Here is a 16,243-nt window from a genome sequence, read left to right on the forward strand (position 1 = left end):
TCTTCAGTTTGCGTTTTTACGGCGCATCAGCGCCTTGATGTCGGACAGCCGATAGGCCCCTGTAACGAAGGACGCCAGCCCGTAAAGCGCCACGCCCGCGCCAACCAGCAGCGCCAGTGCGAGGTAACGTTGGAACATCGTGCCGGTCAGCCATGGGTCGAGCAGGTCCTCCCCCGCCCACAGCGCCGCGCCCATGATTAGCGCGGCCAGGGCAAGGCGCGGGATACGCCGGCGCAAACCCGCGTCCGCGGCGAAATGCCCGCGCTTGACCAGCGTGGTGTAAAGCATGGCGACATTGACGGTCGAGGACAGCGCGGTGGCGAGCGGCGGACCGATATGGCCCAGCGTCGGGATCATCGCCAGATTGCCCGCGATGTTGATAAGGATCGACAGCATGGCATAACGCACCGGCGTCTTCGTGTCGCCGCGCGCATAATAGCCGGGCGTCAGCACCTTCACCAGCACATAGCTCGGCAGGCCGATCGAGAAGGCCGACAGCGCCCATCCGCACCGCATCGCATCTTCGGCGGTGAAGCGGCCATATTGAAATAGGCCGCGCACGATCGGTTCCGCCACGACCAGGAAGGCGACAGTGGCCGGCAGGGTCAGGAACAGAGCCAGCTCGATGCCGCGATTCTGTGTCTCCATCGCCTGCGCGTCCTGCCCGTTCGAGAGCATGCGTGAAATGGTGGGCAGCAGGATAGTGCCAAGGCCGATTCCGATCAGGCCCAAAGGCAGTTGGTTCAGCCGATCAGCATAATAGATATAGGTGATCGATCCGGAGGCGAGCAGCCAACCCGACAAGGCGGTGGAAATGAGCAGATTGATCTGCGATGCGCCCGCGCCCGCAGCCGCAGGGATGACCCGGCGCAACAATTCGCGCACGTCGCTGTCGAAACGCGGACGCCTGAGCCGGATCGTGACGCCAGCCCGGCGGCAGGCAAGGACTAGCCACAGCAATTGCAGCGCACCGCCGATCGTCACGGAGATGGCCTGCACACGCGCGGTTTCATATTCATCGGCACCGTGGAAGAACCATAAGCCGACGATCATCGCGAGATTGAGGAGGATCGGCGCGGCCGCGTTGACCCAGAATTTGTCTAGCGAATTGAGGATGCCGCCCAGCAGGGAAGCGAGCGATATCAGCGCCAGATAGGGAATGGTGATCCGCGACAGCGCCACGGCATAGGCGAACTGGTCCGGAGTCGGATTCTGCCGCGCAAAACCGCCTGACAACGCCCATGTGATCGGCCATGCCGCCGCTATCAGGACCAGAGTGAAGAGGATGAGCACCGGCAGCAGGATGGCCAGCGCACGCTCGGCAAAATCATAGCCCGCCGGGAGCCCCCCCTCCCCCGCGGTCTTCTTGTTGAAGAGCGGGATGAAGGCCGCCGAAAAAGCCCCTTCGGCAAAGAGCGCGCGAAACATGTTGGGCAGGCGAAAGGCGACGCCATTGAAAGCATCGGACGCGAAACCAGCGCCGACATAGCGCGCCGCCAGCGAATCGCGCACCAACGCGAGCACCCGGCTGGCGAGCGTCAGCCCGCCAACCGATCCCAGAGCGCGGACAAGCCTCATATCATGCCGCCCCGTCCCGCCGGAAAGCCCCCTTCGCCCGCCCATCCCCGCCTGCGGCAGACAGGGGCAGGACTGCAAGCGGCTCAGCCCGAACGGGAGCGAGGCTCATCGACGGATGGTCAGGCGTGACCGGCCGGCTCGCCCGCGGTCGCCTGCATCTGCTGGGCCTGCTGCATATAGAGCGAACCGAAATCGATCGGATCCAGCAGCAGCGGCGGGAAACCGCCGTCGCGAATGGCGTCGGCCAACACGCGGCGCGCGAAGGGGAAGATGAGGCGCGGTGCTTCGGCCAGCATGAAAGGTTGAATCTGGTCTTCGGGAACATTGCGCATGCCGAAGATAGCCGCATAAAGCAGTTCGACGGCAAATGCCGTGCCCTGCGGGGCGGTCGCCTTCACCTCGATCTTGAGCGAGACTTCCAGCACTTCCTCACCCACCTTGTCGGCGCCGATGTTGAACTGAACGTCGATCTGCGGCTGGTCCGGCCATTGATACACGGCCGGCGCGTTAGGGTTTTCGAAGGACAGGTCCTTCACATATTGACTGATGAGCGCGATCTGCGGCCCTGTGTCGGCGCCGTTGGGCTGGACGTTGATGGTGCTGTTGAAGTCGGCTTCGTCGGCCATATCCCTACCTTGACTTTCCCAGTTGGCCGGCGGCCGCTGGCCCCCGGAATATCAGTGCCCGCGCGCTTAGCAGGGCCGCGGAACAAGGGCAATGGCGGGTCGGGCACAGTCTATTTGAAGTTGGGGGGAAACATGCCTATGTTGTCGGGAACATCGTCCCGAACAAAGGGTATTTGCTTCCGTGTATGTGATCGTCATCCTCGCCATGATCGCCGGCTTTCTGGCGCTTCGGCTCTACTCCGTGCTCGGCAAGCGCACGGGCCACGAGCAGGAGCCCGCGCTGCGTCCTGCCGAGGATCGCGCGAAGGTCACGGTGTTGCAGCCCGGTCCTACCAACCATGGCGGAGGCGATACCGTTCGCCTGGCCGAAGGGCTGATTGCCCCCGGCGCGGAAACCGGCGTTCGGACGCTGATTGCAACCGATCGCAATTTCGATGTTCCCCAGTTCGTCGAAGGTGCCCGGAGCGCCTATAAGATGGTGCTGGAGGCGTTCTGGCGTGGCGACCGGGAAGAATTGGCGTGGCTTTGCGATGCCGATGTCTTGGCATCTTTCGAAGACGCCATCGCCGCACGCGAAGCGGACGGCCATGTGCTCGACAACCGTCTGGTGCGCATCGAAAAGGCGCAAATCATCGAAGCGACCGTCCGCGATGGCACCGCGGAAATCGCCATGCGCTTCGAAGCAGACATCGCTGCCGTTACGCGCGATCGCGACGGCAATGTCATCGCCGGATCGATGACCGACGCAATCGACACGAAGGATATCTGGACCTTCACGCGTGATATTCGCAGCGCCGATCCCAACTGGAAGCTCAGCGAAACCGACGAAGCGTGATCGCGGATCTGTTCGTAGCATGATGGGGCATCGCAAGGGGGGCGCTCTGCTGGCGGCGTTGTTGCTGTCGGCCTGCGCTGGCAGTGTCATTCCGCCATCACCAGGTGGCCCGGCGTCAGATCGCCCCAGCCCCACAGCGGCTGGCGATACCGCCGCCCGTCCCACGCCAGCCACTCCGCGTCCCACTCTTTCGGTAGACATGCCTGCGCAGCCCGGCATCGACACGACCACGGCGGCGGGTCTGGGCATCACCCGCGGGCCAGCAATCGCCGACCTGCTGCCTTCAGGCGAACGGTCGCGTCGGGCGCTACTTGCCTTTCGCTTGTCCTGCCCCGGCTTGATGCGGCGCGCGGACCAGAGCGGCCTGACGCGGGGATCGGATTGGAACAACGCCTGCGCGGCCGCCTCCAGTTGGCCGGAATCTTCGGCGAGCGAGTTTTTTTCCCGCTATTTCGAAGCGGTTCAGATCGGTGACGGCGCGGCCTTCGTCACTGGCTATTATGAACCCGAAATCGCAGGATCCCGAAGCCGTCAGCCGGGCTATGACGTGCCGATTTACCGCCGCCCGTCTGACCTGATCGACGTCGATTTGGGCCAGTTCAGCGACAGCCTGAAAGGCCGTTCGATTCGCGGCAAGGTGCAAGGCACCAAATTCGTCCCTTATGATGCCCGCAGCCAGATCGTGGCGGGATCGTTAGCGGGCCGGGGACTGGAACTGGCATGGGCTGCGGACCCGGTGGAATTTTTCTTTCTTCAGATTCAGGGAAGCGGCCGCCTGCTGCTGCCCGATGGCGGCGTGATGCGTATCGGCTATGATGGGCAGAATGGGCGCGACTATACCGGTATCGGCAAGCTGATGAAGGATCGCGGACTGATTCAGGCCGGGTCGATGCAGGACATCATGCGTTATTTGCGCGCCAACCCGGCCGAGGGCGCGGCCATCATGAATGAAAATAAGAGTTTCGTGTTCTTCCGCGAGATCACGGGGCCGGGACCGCTGGGGGCGATGGGCGTGCCGGTGACGCCTGAAGCCTCCGTGGCCGCCGATCCTAAATATATTCCTATGGGCGCTCCGGTTCTACTGTCGCTTGATCGCGCCGAGCCCAACGGCATCTGGATCGCGCAGGATACAGGTGGAGCCATCAAGGGCGCGAACCGCTTTGACAGTTTCTGGGGTGCAGGCGCACAAGCGCGCGCAATCGCCGGGGGCATGTCCGCGCGCGGGAGTGCCCTTATCCTGCTGCCGATCGGGTCGACGGCCCGCCTCATTGGGCGCTGATTGGCCCCGCCATGATCCGGCGGCGGCTGAATGCAGAGGATGAAGCGCTCTGGGTGGCACTGATACGGTCGGTTCGGCCTTTGCGACCGCAACCAGCCCCGCCCGCGCGTCCCGCCGCGCCAACAACGGTCGAGCATCGTCCTCCAAGCCGTTCAGGGCCGCTTCCATCCCCTGTGCCACCAGCTTCATCGCAACCTTCACCAGCTGCAAAATTGGACGGGACCTGGGAAAAGCGCATTCGCGGAGGCAACATCAGCCCGGACATGAGCATCGATTTGCACGGGCACAGCCTAGCGTCGGCGCATGCGCGGTTGAATCAGGCCATGGCCTCCGCCGTGACGAACAATGCGCGCATATTGTTGGTCGTGACGGGAAAACCCCCAAAAATGACGGAAAAAGCCGGCGCGTCGCGCCGCGGGGCAATCCGCGGCGAAATCGGTCATTGGCTGGAAACCGGGCCGCACGCGCATCAGATAGCCAGCGTGCGGATCGCCCATCCGCGCCATGGCGGCGACGGCGCGCTCTATGTGATTTTGCGTCGCAAAAAATAATCGAACTGCGCTTGCGAATGCTGACCGTTTCTTAACCACCGTCCGTCATATGCAACGGATTGGTGCTCCTTGACCGGAGCGTAAAGCGGGCGGGAGATATATGCGGGGGGTGACGTTGAAAAGCCGCGCCACAGCCTTCGCCTGCGCCGCAGGGGCTTTGGTGTTCACGCTGTCGCTGGTGCTGGGTTACTCGCCGGACCAGCAGGACGACCTGAACCAGGTCGGCCGCGCATTGATCATCGCTATTCTGTGCGGGACATTGAGCTGGGCCTCGACCAGCCGATCCATGGCAGCGACCGCAGCCGCCGTGGATACCGCGACCGAGCGGCTGTTATCTGCGGCTCATGGCGATCTGCAATCTCCCGTGTCACCCAATATCAGCGCCGAACTGCCGGACCTGTCCGTCGCGATGCAAAGCCTGTTCAGCCAGGTGCGCACCAATCTGGATCATGTGCAGAGTCTGGCGCTGTTCGACCAGGTTACTGGCCTCGCCAACCGAACCAGCTTTTGTCGGCAGGTCGAGCGGCACCTGACCGGTCGAAATACGGACGCCATGGCCGCCCTGTTCTTCATCGATCTTGACGGGTTCAAGGGCGTGAACGACAGTCTGGGCCATGCGGCGGGCGATCAGCTGCTTGCCCGCGTCGCAGGGCGGTTACGCGAAGTTGTTATGGCACAGGTCAGCGCCGGCACAGGCGACGCCGTGATCGGTCGTCTGGCCGGCGACGAATTCACCATGTTCTTCCCCTTCCTGCCGGGCCCCAGCGCCGCAGCCCGCATCGCGCGCGCCGTGCAGTTTGCGCTCAGCGAACGATTCGATCTTGGCAGCCAGCATGTCGAACTTGGCGCATCAATCGGCATCGCCTGCTATCCCGACCACGGCGACACCTTGTCGGCCCTGCTGCGCGCGGCCGACGTCGCTATGTATCACGCCAAGCATCAGGGGCGGGGACGAGCGGAAATCTACAGCTCTGAGCTGGCGCTGGAGGCGGCCGATCGCGCCGAGCTGGAGCGAGACCTGTTGCTTGCGCTGCAACGCGACGAGTTTTTGCTGGAGTTTCAACCTCAGATAGACGTCATCAGCGGTCAGGCGGTCGCGGCTGAGGCATTGGTAAGATGGGCGCACCCGGAGCGCGATCTGGTCATGCCCGGCACGTTCGTCCCGGTCGCCGAGGAAAGCGGCACCATCGTCGCGCTGGGCGACTGGGTGATGAGCCGCGTTTGCGAGACGGCCGCGCGCTGGGCAGAGGCCGGGCAACGACAGCGAATCGCCATCAACATCAGCACCCGCGAACTGGCTCAGGCGGATTTCTTCCTGCGATTGCGTCACGCGATGGCGACACACCGGACGCCGGCGTCAATGCTGGCACTGGAAATTACCGAATCTGTCGCGATGAATATGGAGCCCCGCATCCTCGACCAATTGGCCGCCATGCGGACCGAAGGCCTGCACATCGCCATAGACGATTTCGGGACCGGCTATTCCAACCTTGCCCGCCTGCGCGAACTGCCTGTCGACCGTGTCAAGATCGACCGTAGTCTGGTGCGCGACATCGCCAGTTCCGCAGAAGCCCGCACCATCTGCTCCGCGGTGGTCGGCCTGATCCAGGGATTGGGCATGGAGGTGGTGATCGAAGGCGTGGAAAATGAAGCCCAAATGGATGTGCTGCGCGTTATCGGATGCACTCTGTTCCAGGGCTATCATCTTGCCCGGCCAATGGATGAGCAGAGCTATCTGACCCGCTTTGCCGTCCCCTTGATCGTGCAAGAACGCCATATCGGCTGAAGATCAGGAAAGCCGCAGCGCCCGTTCCACGATGTGCGCATAGATGCTTTGAAGATCACGCAAATCCTGCAGCGCGACGGCTTCGTCCAGCTTGTGCATGGTCGCATTGTTAAGGCCGAATTCGACGACCGGGCATAGGCGCGACAGGAAACGGGCGTCGGACGTGCCGCCCGTGGTCGACAGTTCAGCGTCGACGCCAGTCACATCCCTGATCGCCGCGCCGACGATGTCCGACAGCACGCCCGGCGCGGTCAGAAAGGATTCGCCACTGATCCGCGCGTCCACCGTTCCGCCCTCCTGCGCCGCCAGCCCCGTGATCCGATCAATCAGCGATGCGCCGCTATGCTGATCATTGAATCGGATCGAGATACGCGCGGTGGCTCTTCCGGGAATGACATTATGAGCGGCGTTTCCGACTTCGATGTCGGTGATTTCGATATTGCTGGGCTGAAACCATTCCGTGCCCTCGTCCAATATCTCCGCCTCCACCGCCGTCAGGATGCGGACCAATCGCGGGATGGGGTTATCAGCCAGATGCGGATAGGCGACATGCCCTTGCGACCCGGCAACGCTGATCCACATATTGACCGAACCCCGCCGGCCAATCTTCATCACGTCACCCAGGCGTTGTGACGAGGTGGGCTCTCCAACCAGGCACAGGTCCGGCCGCAGGCCGCGGGTCGCCATCCGCTCCATCAGGGCCAGCGTCCCAAAAATGGCAGGGCCTTCCTCATCGCCCGTGATGATCAGACTGATCGTTCCGGGCAAATCGTCTGGCAGATCGGCGAGCGCGGCAACAAACGCTGCAATCGCGCCCTTCATGTCGACCGCTCCGCGCCCATAAAGCAGGTCGCCGCGAATGTCCGGAGCGAAGGGATCGCTGCTCCATCCCGCGCCCGGAGGAACGACATCGAGATGACCAGCGAAGGCAAAATGCGGCCCAGCCCCGGTCGTGCGCCACGCCAGCAGATTTTCCACAGGTCCGTCGGGCGCCTCCCCCACGATAAATCGATCGACGGTAAAACCCAGCGGGGCCAGCATCGCTTCCAGCTCGGCAAACACCGCGCCGGTTGCGGGAGTCACCGATGGACAGGCCAGCAAGCGCTGGGCCAGGGCCACGACATCATCATTGGTGCTGGTCATGCTCATGGCGACGCGTTAGCGAATGCCCCGGCCCTTGGCCAGCCGCACGGAAAGGAGGACGCCATGCCCCGCATCGATCTGGAGGATATCGTCCAGAGCAATGGCACAGGCTATCCGGCTGATCATGCCGCCCTCGTCCAGCAACGATGGGTGCGGCGGATCGCGCCGGCGGTGGGCCTTGCCGATTTTGGCGTCAGTCACGTCGTGCTGAAGCCCGGGGCCGCGTCGTCCCAGCGGCATTGGCATGAGGACGAGGATGAATTTATCGTGATGCTGGCCGGGGAGGCCGTGCTCGTGGAAGACGAGGGGCGAACGCTGTTGCACGCTGGCGACCTGGCTGCATTCGTCAAAGGAGAGCCCAATGGCCATCAGCTGGTAAATGAAAGCGATGCCGACTGCGCTTTCATGGCGTTTGGACGACCTCCGTCGGGCGACTGCCATTATCCCGACATAGACCTGCTGTGGTCGAACGGGGCATACCGTCACAAGGATGGGAGACGATATTGACGATCGAGATTAACCGCCGCGCCTTGGTCACCGGCGCGGGAAGCCTGATGCTTGCCGCACATACCCCCTCCGCCATGGCGGCGACCGCTCCAGGCCCGATCAAGCCACGCCGGCTGCGGGAAGGCGACACGGTAGGCCTGATCGAACCCGCCGGTTTTACAGACGACGCATTCGACCTCGATCTCGTCGAAGACACGATCAGGGCCATGGGCCTGAAGCCCAAGCGCGCGCCACATCTCATTGATCGCTACGGCTATCTGGCCGGAAAGGATGCGGACCGAGCGTCGGACGTGAACGCGATGTTCGCCGACCCTGCGATCAGCGCGATATTTGCCGTGCGCGGAGGCTGGGGGTGCGCGCGTATCCTGCCATTGCTCGACTGGAAGAAGATTCGGAGCAACCCCAAGCTGCTGATCGGCTTTTCCGACATTACCGCCTTGCATCTGGCCTTTGCCGCCAAGGCCGGCTTCACAACGATCCACGGCCCTAATGCATCGAGCAGCTGGGGCCAGTATAGCTGGGATGCGTTCCGGGCGGTCGCGTTCGACGCGGGCACGCCGACGCTGACCAATCCACAGGGGCATGAAGACCGGCTGGCGCAACGGATCGGCCGCGTTCGCTCCTTTGGCACGGGCGTAGCGCGCGGGCGGCTGCTGGGCGGCAATCTGACCGTCCTGGCTGCATTGATGGGCACGCCCTGGCTGCCCGATTTTGCAGGCGCGATCCTCTTCATCGAGGATATCGGCGAAGCGCCATATCGGATCGATCGGATGCTGACACAGCTTAAGCTTGGCGGAATTCTGGATAAGCTGGCTGGCGTCGCATTTGGCCAGTGCACCGATTGCGGGGCGGCAGGTCCGAGCTATGGCGGCTTCACCGTGTCGGAAGTGCTGCAACAGCATCTTGCGCCCTTGGGCATCCCTGCTTTCCAGGGCGGGCAATTTGGCCATGTCGCCAATCAATATAGCCTGCCGCTAGGCATACAGGCGGAAATGGACGCGACGACGGGAACGATCCGGCTGCTGGAGCCAGCGGTCAGTTAGCCGCCAGCGTGCGGGCGCACGTTCCAGCGCGCGCATCGCACCGAGCCATCGGCATCGACGGCGAATTCACCGAACGCGCCGGTGCGCAGTTTTGCGGGGGGAAGGCCAAGCGCAATCAGCGCGAAGCGGGCGGCCCCATTGCTGGTGATCAGCAGATCCGCCCCTTCCCCCGCATCGGCGAAAAAAGCGCGCCACGCCGCGATCCGGGCGGGCGCGTCTATCCGCCAGCCGTCTGGTGCGACGGCCTCGTCCTCCCATCGCGCGAGGGCCGCGGCGCCGATGCGCGCGACGACGGCATCCTCAGTCTTGCCTTCATCCGGGCCGTGGTCGATTTCGCCCAGCCATTCTCGTGTTCCGTCCAGTTCGTGGCCGGTCGCGACCGCAATTGGCGCTACGGTCTGACGCGCACGCAGGAGCGGGCTCGTTAGCAAAAGGCGAACGTTGGTTCCCGCGAACCATTGTCCAAGTGCGGCCGCCTGGGCATGGCCGCTGTCGACCAGCGGAATATCAGTGGCAGAGCCTATCCGCCGGGGCGCTTCGTTGCTGGCGAATGTATTGCCGTGGCGGATGACAAAGATGCGGCGCACAGATGTCAAAGCGCCGGCGTCGGGTCGCCATGTTCAGCGATCAGGCGCTCAACCTTGCTGATGTCGGCTTCGGTATCGATGCCTGAACTGTCGAAACGCGGCGCATCGACGGCAACAGTCATGATCTCGATACCCAGTTCGATTAGGCGCAGTTGCTCCAGCCCTTCCAGGCGCTCCAGCATCGTGGGCGCGCAGGCCTCAAACCGCCGCAGCGCTTCCAGTTGATAGCCGTACAGCCCCACATGCCGCCAAACGGGGGAAAGCCGATCGGTAGCACGCAAACGGTCTTCATCGCGGATTGCGGGCAAAATTGCCTTGGAAAACCAAAGAGCCCGCCCGTCGGGTGCTCTGACACAGGTCGTGCCGCTGAATGGCGATAGCAGCTTGTGCTCCCGCAAGGCATCAAGCGACTCCCAGTCCAGCGCAATCACCGGAGTCGCAACTTCCGCCCCGCTTTCCAATGCGGCCAGTACGGCACCAAGAGCGCCTTCGGGTTGGAAAGGCGAATCGCCCTGAAGATTGACGACGAAGCGCGGCCCCTCGGCGAACGACAGAGCCGCGGCCAATGCGCGGCCCGAACCGGTTGCAAGTGCGCTGTCGGTCATTACGGCCGGACATCCCGCCTCGCGGGCATGGGCCGCAATATCCTCATCGTCGGTCGCGACGACAAGAGCCACGTCATCCCTGTCCGAGATCGCCGCGCGCGCCATTGCGATCGTGCGATGCAACAGGGTCCGCCCTGCGATCAGCCGCAGCGGCTTGCGCGGTAACCGGGTGGACCCGGCACGCGCAGGAATGACGACAAGATGATTCAGGCGACCCCTGCGTGCAGCAGATCATGCATGTGCAGCGCCCCGGTCAGCCGGCCATTTTCGCACACGAACAACAGCATGATATTGCGCTCATGCATCATATGCAGCGCCTCGGACGCCAATTCATCGGGTCCGACCGCTTGCGGCGTGACCGTCATGAAACGGCCGACCGGTTCCGTCAGATTCTGCTTGCCGGTCACGGTACGCCGCAGATCGCCGTCCGTGAACGCGCCGATCAGACGACCATTACGATCAACCACCGCCGTGCCGCCCAGCCGGGCGCGCGTCATTTCAATCGTTGCGTCGAGTAGCGATGCGTCCTCCCGCACCATGGGAACCTGATCATCGCTTGCCATGAGTTCCCGGACCTTGAGCAACTGCGCGCCCAACCGGCCATTGGGGTGGAACTTGTGGAAATCATCGGCGGAAAAGCCGCGCATTTCCATCAAAGACACCGCCAGCGCGTCGCCGAAGGCCATCTGGACCGTGGTCGAAGTTGTGGGCGCAAGCGCATTCGGGCAAGCTTCCTGGACATCCGGCATCAATATGCAAACGTCCGCAGCCTGAGCGACGGTGCTTTGCGGCTGGGCCGTCATGCCCATCAGAGGCACCGCGAACCGCTTGCAATATTGAATGATCGGACCAAGCTCGGTCGATTCACCGGAATGCGAGAGCATCAGCACGACATCGTCCGGCGTGACCATACCCAGATCGCCATGGCCAGCGTCCGCCGGGTGCAGGAAGATGGCAGGCGTTCCGGTCGATGTCAGCGTCGCCGTCATCTTCCGCGCAACAATACCGCTCTTGCCAATCCCCGTCACGATGACACGGCCCCGCACCTTCATAAGCATGCCAACCATGCGCAGGAAGGTGGCGGCAAATTCCCGGTCGCTGAACTGCGCTTCGAGCGCCTGCAAACCACCAGCGGCGATGGACAGGGTTCGGCAAGCAGTATCCACGATACGGCTACCCGAGCCAAATGGCACAATCTTGGATGCTAATGTCGACACGCGCTCGCCCTTTAGTTTCGCCCGATGCCGCGAGCCCTGTCCCGCCGGCACAAAGACGCCGATCATCCGCCGATTTCGGTCAGTGATCTTTCCTCGTTCCGCGACCCTTTTGCCGATCAGCTATCGGCATGACACGACTGTCTACGCCGTTTCAGCGACTTATGGCAATCTATTTTGCAGCTGCGAAGAGATTAGAGGAAAGAAAAATATCGGTATCAAAATGATTGGTGAGACAAGACGAAGATAAATAGCGACGAACAGCGCAACCTTTTCAGGATCCTTGCGTGCACTTAATCTAGATCATTGTAACGCCGATACCAGTTCACGAATCGGGGCACGCCAGTTTCGATCGCGGTGCGGGGAAAGAAGCCGATATCCTGGACGATGGCGCTGATGTCGGCAAATGTGGCATGAACGTCACCCGGCTGCATCGGTTGGAAGTCGACCTGTGCTTTCATGCCGATCGCATCTTCCAGCACAGCGATCAGGTGCATCAGTTCCTCAGGCCGGTTGTTGCCGATATTGTACAGCCGGTGCGGCGCCCGGCTGCCGCCCGCCTTCAACGCGCCATCATCTGTGGGGGGATGATCGAGACAGCCTATGACGCCGTCTACGATATCGTCGATATAGGTGAAATCGCGCTGCATTCTGCCATGGTTGAACACCGGGATCGGCTCACCCGCCAATATCCTGGACGTGAATATCCACATCGCCATATCCGGCCGGCCCCAAGGCCCATAGACCGTGAAAAAGCGCAGCCCGGTCATCGGAATGCGAAACAGATGAGCGTAGGTTTCGCTCATCAGCTCGTCCGCCCGCTTGGTCGCGGCGTAGAGAGATACCGGATGATCCACCCTGTCCTCCACCCTAAACGGCAAGCTTTCATTGCCGCCATAGACGGAGGAAGAGGATGCGTAGACGAGGTGACGGACATGGCGTTCGCGCGCCAGCTCCAGCATGTTGACATGCCCTGACAGATTGGACCGAACATAGGCATGGGGATTGACCAGCGAGTAGCGAACTCCCGCCTGAGCGCCGAGATGAACGATCGCCTCGATCACTTGGTCGGCCAGCGCCGCCTGAACCGCCGCCATGTCGGCGAAATCCAGTTCGTGAAAGGTGAAAAGCTTGCCATGGCGTTCGCGCAGACGGTTCAATCGCGCCTGCTTCAAGGCGACCGGGTAATAGTCGTTGAGATTGTCGATGCCGACCACGGCATGGCCCTGCCCCATCAGCCGGTCCGCAACATGCATGCCGATGAACCCCGCTGCGCCAGTGACCAATATCGTCATGCCATTTTCTCCGCCAAGGGCATCTACGACCCCCGTTTTTGCCCTGCAGGCTGCTTTACAGCGCCGCGCCGCCCCTGCCCATAGAAGATCGGGTTTAGCCATTCCCTAATGATTCGCCGCTATCGCACCATCATGCCCATGGCTTTCCATCCCAGCGGTCCCGATGCCAACGGACAATGCTCGGCGCAGCGCGCGCGGTGGGCGGCGCTGGCATTGGATGCGGCCGAGCCCAATGCCTTCTATGCGCCGGATATGCTGACGACGGCGCTTAATCATCTCGACGGCAACGGTCGGGTGCAGTTGATCGAAGCGGAAGCAAATGGAAACCTGATCGGCCTGTTGCCGGTCGTGACCCATGCGCGCCACGGACGACTGCCGGTCGCGTGCGTCGGCAACTGGATGCATGACCATTGCTTCATGGGCGCGGCGCTCATCCGGCGGGGCGCGGAACAAGCCGCATGGCGGGCCTTTCTGGCACAATTGGATGACGCCCCATGGGCGCCAGGATTTCTGCATCTTCAGGGGATCGACGCTGCGGGGGCCAATGCCGCGGCCATCGCAGCGATTTGCACAGAACAGCATCGGGACTGGCGCGAGGTGCATCGTTATGACCGAGCCATGCTGCATTCCGACCTTGGGGCGGACAGCTATTGGGATACCCATGTGCGAGCCAAGAAGCGCAAGGAATTGCGCCGTCTTCAAAAGAGGCTGGGGGATCTTGGCGCGGTCGCCCAACGTTTGCTGACGGAGGCGTCGCAACTTTCCGAATGGGTCGAATCCTTTCTCGCGCTCGAAGCGGCGGGGTGGAAAGGCAAGCAAGGGACGGCGCTCGCCTGTTCGCACGCCGACAGCGCCTTTTTCCGTGCGGCTTGCGCCAGCGCGTTTCAAGCCGGCCGGCTGCATATGCTGCGGCTCGACCTCAATGGTCGGCCGATCGCGATGCTGGTCAATTTCCGCCATGGCGAGGGCGCCTTTTCCTTCAAGATTGCAATCGACGAGGAATTTGGCCGCTTTTCGCCGGGTGTGCTGATCGAAATCGCCAATCTGCACGCGGTGCAAGGCGATCCGGACATCGCCTGGATGGACAGCTGCGCGGCCCCCGGTCATCCCATGATCGACAGCCTCTGGGTGGAGCGGCGGACGATCGTCCAATATCGGATCGCGCTGCGCGGGGCGGGCACCAGACGGCTGCAACGAAGCGCGGCATTTGCGATCGCCAATGCAAGCGAGGCGATCGCCAGAAAGTTGAAAGGACGGGCATGACCATCGTGGACACCGCCGCCATATTCGCCGAATCTGCGCGCAGGGCTTTTGCCGCCGCCTATCCCGATCGGCCCGCGAAGCTGGACCATGGGCTGGTCGGCCACAGCTTGCTGACGCTGGACGCATTGGCGGCACTGGCGGAGCGGATGCCGGCTGGGTCGGTGGAATATAATCTGGGGAAGCTTCCGCTGGGCGTCCGGCCGGAAGATACGCCGACAAACGGGCTGACGCTGGGCGAAACGATCCGAACGATCGAAACCAATGGCAGCTGGGCGGTGCTCAAGAATGTCGAGCGCGACCCGGCCTATGACGCGCTGCTTGACGCGGCGCTGGCGGAGCTGGAGCCGGTCGTGACGGCACGGACCGGGCCGATGCTGCACCGGGAAGCCTTCATCTTTTTGAGTTCACCGGGCAGCGTCACGCCGTTCCATATGGACCCGGAGCATAATATCCTGCTTCAGATCATCGGCACCAAGACGATGACGGTCTTTCCGGCGCGGGACGAAGAGTTGGTCCCAGCACAGAAGAGCGAGGATTTCCACGGCGGCGGTCATCGCAACCTGGAATGGCAAGATGGGTTTCAAACACGGGGCAAGGCCTTTCCGCTGGCGCCGGGCGAAGCCGTGCATGTGCCGGTAAAGGCGCCGCATTTCGTGGAAAATGGCCCGGCGGTATCTGTCAGCCTGTCGGTGACCTGGCGGTCGGACCGGTCGGTGGCAGAGGGCGAATTGCACAGTTTCAATGCGCTGCTGCGCAAGCGGGGATTGCCCATTGGCGCGGTTAGCGAACGGCCCGAGCGGCAGGGCATGCGCCGGCTGGTCTATCGCATCATGCGGAAGCTGGGCGCCTGAGCAGACGGCGCAGCAACGCTTCGAGTTCCAGTCGGGGCGAGAAACGCTCGACCATCCACCATTCCAGCCGTTCCTCGCAGGTGGCGAGGCTTTGCTTGTAGCGATCCTTGCCGGCGAGGAAAGAATAGCGGGACAGCGCGCGCGCGGCATAATGATCGACCGCTGCGGCGTGGCAGAGAAGGCCGGGCTTGTCCTTGGCCCCACGCGGCGGAGCGAAGGCGGACTGGTAGTTCATCGCGACGCCGGCGTGGACGAAGGTCACAAGCAGGCCGACAAGGTCCGGACCGTCGGTAAGGCGCAGCAGCTCCACCTCCCCGCCGGCAAGGCCCCGCGCCGTCAGCGTCTCGACAAAGGCCCGGAAAGCGGGATCGTCCCAGGCATTGTCGGCATGGCGGCCCTGATTATGGCGGGCCATCTCACCAATCCAGGGGCCGATATCGTCCAGCGTGGCGAGCGCGACCTGGGGCAGCGCACCGCCGCGATCCTTGAGCGCGCGGCGGATCTGGCTACGGCTGTTGGCGCTGAGCAGCGACAGATAATCGCCGTCAGCAGCGCGGACCGCGTTTAGATCGACTTGGTAGACCGGCGAGGCGTCGCGGCACATGCGGCGGCGGGCGGGGAGATCGAGCAGCGGGCTGCCCGGTTCCATGCCGCTGAGGCGCAGCGCCCGCCAGTCCCGGCGGGAAGCGAGCGCGGCGATGGCGGCAATGGTGGCTTCGGGGGCGAAATCCCGGTCGGTCAGCAGGCCGTTATATTCGATATAGGGCCGGTCAGCGGCAGGATCGCCGGACTGGTTGAGGCTGAGCGTCGCGACCGGTCCCAGCAGACGCGGCTGCATGGCATGGCCCACCAGCGCCAGCGCAATGTCTCGGCCCTCATCATCGACCACGGCCAGCAATTCAGGTTCAACCCTGTAGCTGTCGAGCCAGGCGCCGATCCAGGTCCAGCGCAGGAAGAAGGATGCGTCCGAGCGCGCCTCCAGCGCCTGCCAGCGCCGGGCCAGCGCAGCCCGGTCGGGCCGGGAAAAACTCGCTTGATAGGACATGGCGCTCCTTGTGGCAGAGCGCGCCCCTGGGTCAA

At 63.0% G+C, this 16,243-nt stretch carries 16 protein-coding genes; 8 read left to right on the forward strand and 8 right to left on the reverse strand.

Annotation, left to right across the window (positions count from 1 at the left end; genetic code table 11):
• Window positions 1-3: 3 nt before the first annotated feature.
• Both murJ and secB read right to left on the reverse strand, forming a co-directional pair.
• Window positions 4-1,578, reverse strand: coding sequence for a murein biosynthesis integral membrane protein MurJ (gene murJ / locus LL253_RS01795; RefSeq protein WP_228225963.1), 1,575 nt, complete (start codon window positions 1,576-1,578; stop codon window positions 4-6).
• Window positions 1,579-1,697: 119 nt separating this feature from the next.
• On the reverse strand, window positions 1,698-2,204 hold the full coding sequence (gene secB / locus LL253_RS01800; protein WP_009822540.1) for a protein-export chaperone SecB: 507 nt from the start codon (window positions 2,202-2,204) through the stop codon (window positions 1,698-1,700).
• Between the two features lie 181 nt (window positions 2,205-2,385).
• On the opposite strand from secB, the gene LL253_RS01805 reads away from it, so the two are divergent.
• The 4 genes from LL253_RS01805 to LL253_RS01820 all read left to right on the forward strand — a co-directional run bounded on the left by LL253_RS01805 (window position 2,386) and on the right by LL253_RS01820 (window position 6,655).
• On the forward strand, window positions 2,386-3,039 hold the full coding sequence (locus tag LL253_RS01805; RefSeq protein WP_009822541.1) for a Tim44/TimA family putative adaptor protein: 654 nt from the start codon (window positions 2,386-2,388) through the stop codon (window positions 3,037-3,039).
• Between the two features lie 22 nt (window positions 3,040-3,061).
• Complete coding sequence (gene mltA / locus LL253_RS01810; protein WP_228226094.1) at window positions 3,062-4,318, forward strand: murein transglycosylase A; 1,257 nt, start codon at window positions 3,062-3,064, stop codon at window positions 4,316-4,318.
• Between the two features lie 11 nt (window positions 4,319-4,329).
• A complete protein-coding gene (locus LL253_RS01815; RefSeq protein ID WP_228225964.1) occupies window positions 4,330-4,869 on the forward strand; it encodes a Smr/MutS family protein in 540 nt (179 codons plus the stop codon).
• 100 nt (window positions 4,870-4,969) lie between these two features.
• A complete protein-coding gene (locus tag LL253_RS01820; RefSeq protein ID WP_228225965.1) occupies window positions 4,970-6,655 on the forward strand; it encodes a putative bifunctional diguanylate cyclase/phosphodiesterase in 1,686 nt (561 codons plus the stop codon).
• A gap of 3 nt (window positions 6,656-6,658) precedes the next feature.
• Here LL253_RS01820 and dapE read toward each other — a convergent pair whose 3' ends face one another.
• Window positions 6,659-7,804, reverse strand: a complete 1,146-nt coding sequence (gene dapE / locus LL253_RS01825; protein ID WP_228225966.1) for a succinyl-diaminopimelate desuccinylase — start codon at window positions 7,802-7,804, stop codon at window positions 6,659-6,661.
• A gap of 57 nt (window positions 7,805-7,861) precedes the next feature.
• Here dapE and LL253_RS01830 point away from each other — a divergent pair, with 57 nt between their 5' ends.
• Both LL253_RS01830 and LL253_RS01835 read left to right on the forward strand, forming a co-directional pair.
• Entirely contained in the window at window positions 7,862-8,305 is a 444-nt protein-coding gene (locus LL253_RS01830; RefSeq protein WP_228225967.1) for a cupin domain-containing protein, read from the forward strand.
• Window positions 8,306-8,352: 47 nt separating this feature from the next.
• The gene (locus tag LL253_RS01835; RefSeq protein ID WP_228226095.1) at window positions 8,353-9,348 is read left to right on the forward strand and encodes a S66 peptidase family protein; all 996 of its coding nucleotides are present in this window, start codon (window positions 8,353-8,355) and stop codon (window positions 9,346-9,348) included.
• Here the strand turns inward: LL253_RS01835 and LL253_RS01840 are convergent.
• The 4 genes from LL253_RS01840 to LL253_RS01855 form a co-directional block, all read right to left on the reverse strand.
• A complete protein-coding gene (locus tag LL253_RS01840) occupies window positions 9,345-9,935 on the reverse strand; it encodes a histidine phosphatase family protein (protein WP_228225968.1) in 591 nt (196 codons plus the stop codon). The genes LL253_RS01835 and LL253_RS01840 overlap by 4 nt on opposite strands.
• Window positions 9,936-9,940: 5 nt before the next feature.
• Complete coding sequence (locus LL253_RS01845; RefSeq protein WP_228226096.1) at window positions 9,941-10,750, reverse strand: 3-deoxy-manno-octulosonate cytidylyltransferase; 810 nt, start codon at window positions 10,748-10,750, stop codon at window positions 9,941-9,943.
• The gene (locus LL253_RS01850; protein WP_009822550.1) at window positions 10,747-11,823 is read right to left on the reverse strand and encodes a KpsF/GutQ family sugar-phosphate isomerase; all 1,077 of its coding nucleotides are present in this window, start codon (window positions 11,821-11,823) and stop codon (window positions 10,747-10,749) included. Before LL253_RS01850 ends, LL253_RS01845 begins: the two co-directional genes overlap by 4 nt.
• Before the next feature lie 224 nt (window positions 11,824-12,047).
• Window positions 12,048-13,049, reverse strand: coding sequence for an NAD-dependent epimerase/dehydratase family protein (locus tag LL253_RS01855; RefSeq protein WP_228225969.1), 1,002 nt, complete (start codon window positions 13,047-13,049; stop codon window positions 12,048-12,050).
• Window positions 13,050-13,181: 132 nt separating this feature from the next.
• On the opposite strand from LL253_RS01855, the gene LL253_RS01860 reads away from it, so the two are divergent.
• Both LL253_RS01860 and LL253_RS01865 read left to right on the forward strand, forming a co-directional pair.
• The gene (locus LL253_RS01860) at window positions 13,182-14,312 is read left to right on the forward strand and encodes a GNAT family N-acetyltransferase (RefSeq protein WP_228225970.1); all 1,131 of its coding nucleotides are present in this window, start codon (window positions 13,182-13,184) and stop codon (window positions 14,310-14,312) included.
• Window positions 14,309-15,163 (forward strand): cupin-like domain-containing protein, encoded by an 855-nt coding sequence (locus LL253_RS01865; protein WP_228225971.1) that lies wholly within the window; start codon window positions 14,309-14,311, stop codon window positions 15,161-15,163. The genes LL253_RS01860 and LL253_RS01865 overlap by 4 nt, the downstream gene beginning before the upstream one ends.
• Here the strand turns inward: LL253_RS01865 and LL253_RS01870 are convergent.
• The gene (locus tag LL253_RS01870) at window positions 15,141-16,208 is read right to left on the reverse strand and encodes a GNAT family N-acetyltransferase (protein WP_228225972.1); all 1,068 of its coding nucleotides are present in this window, start codon (window positions 16,206-16,208) and stop codon (window positions 15,141-15,143) included. The two genes, LL253_RS01865 and LL253_RS01870, sit on opposite strands and share 23 nt — an antisense overlap.
• Window positions 16,209-16,243 lie beyond the last annotated feature (35 nt).

The organism is Sphingobium soli (assembly GCF_020782245.1).
GTDB classification, from domain to species: Bacteria; Pseudomonadota; Alphaproteobacteria; order Sphingomonadales; family Sphingomonadaceae; genus Sphingobium; species Sphingobium soli.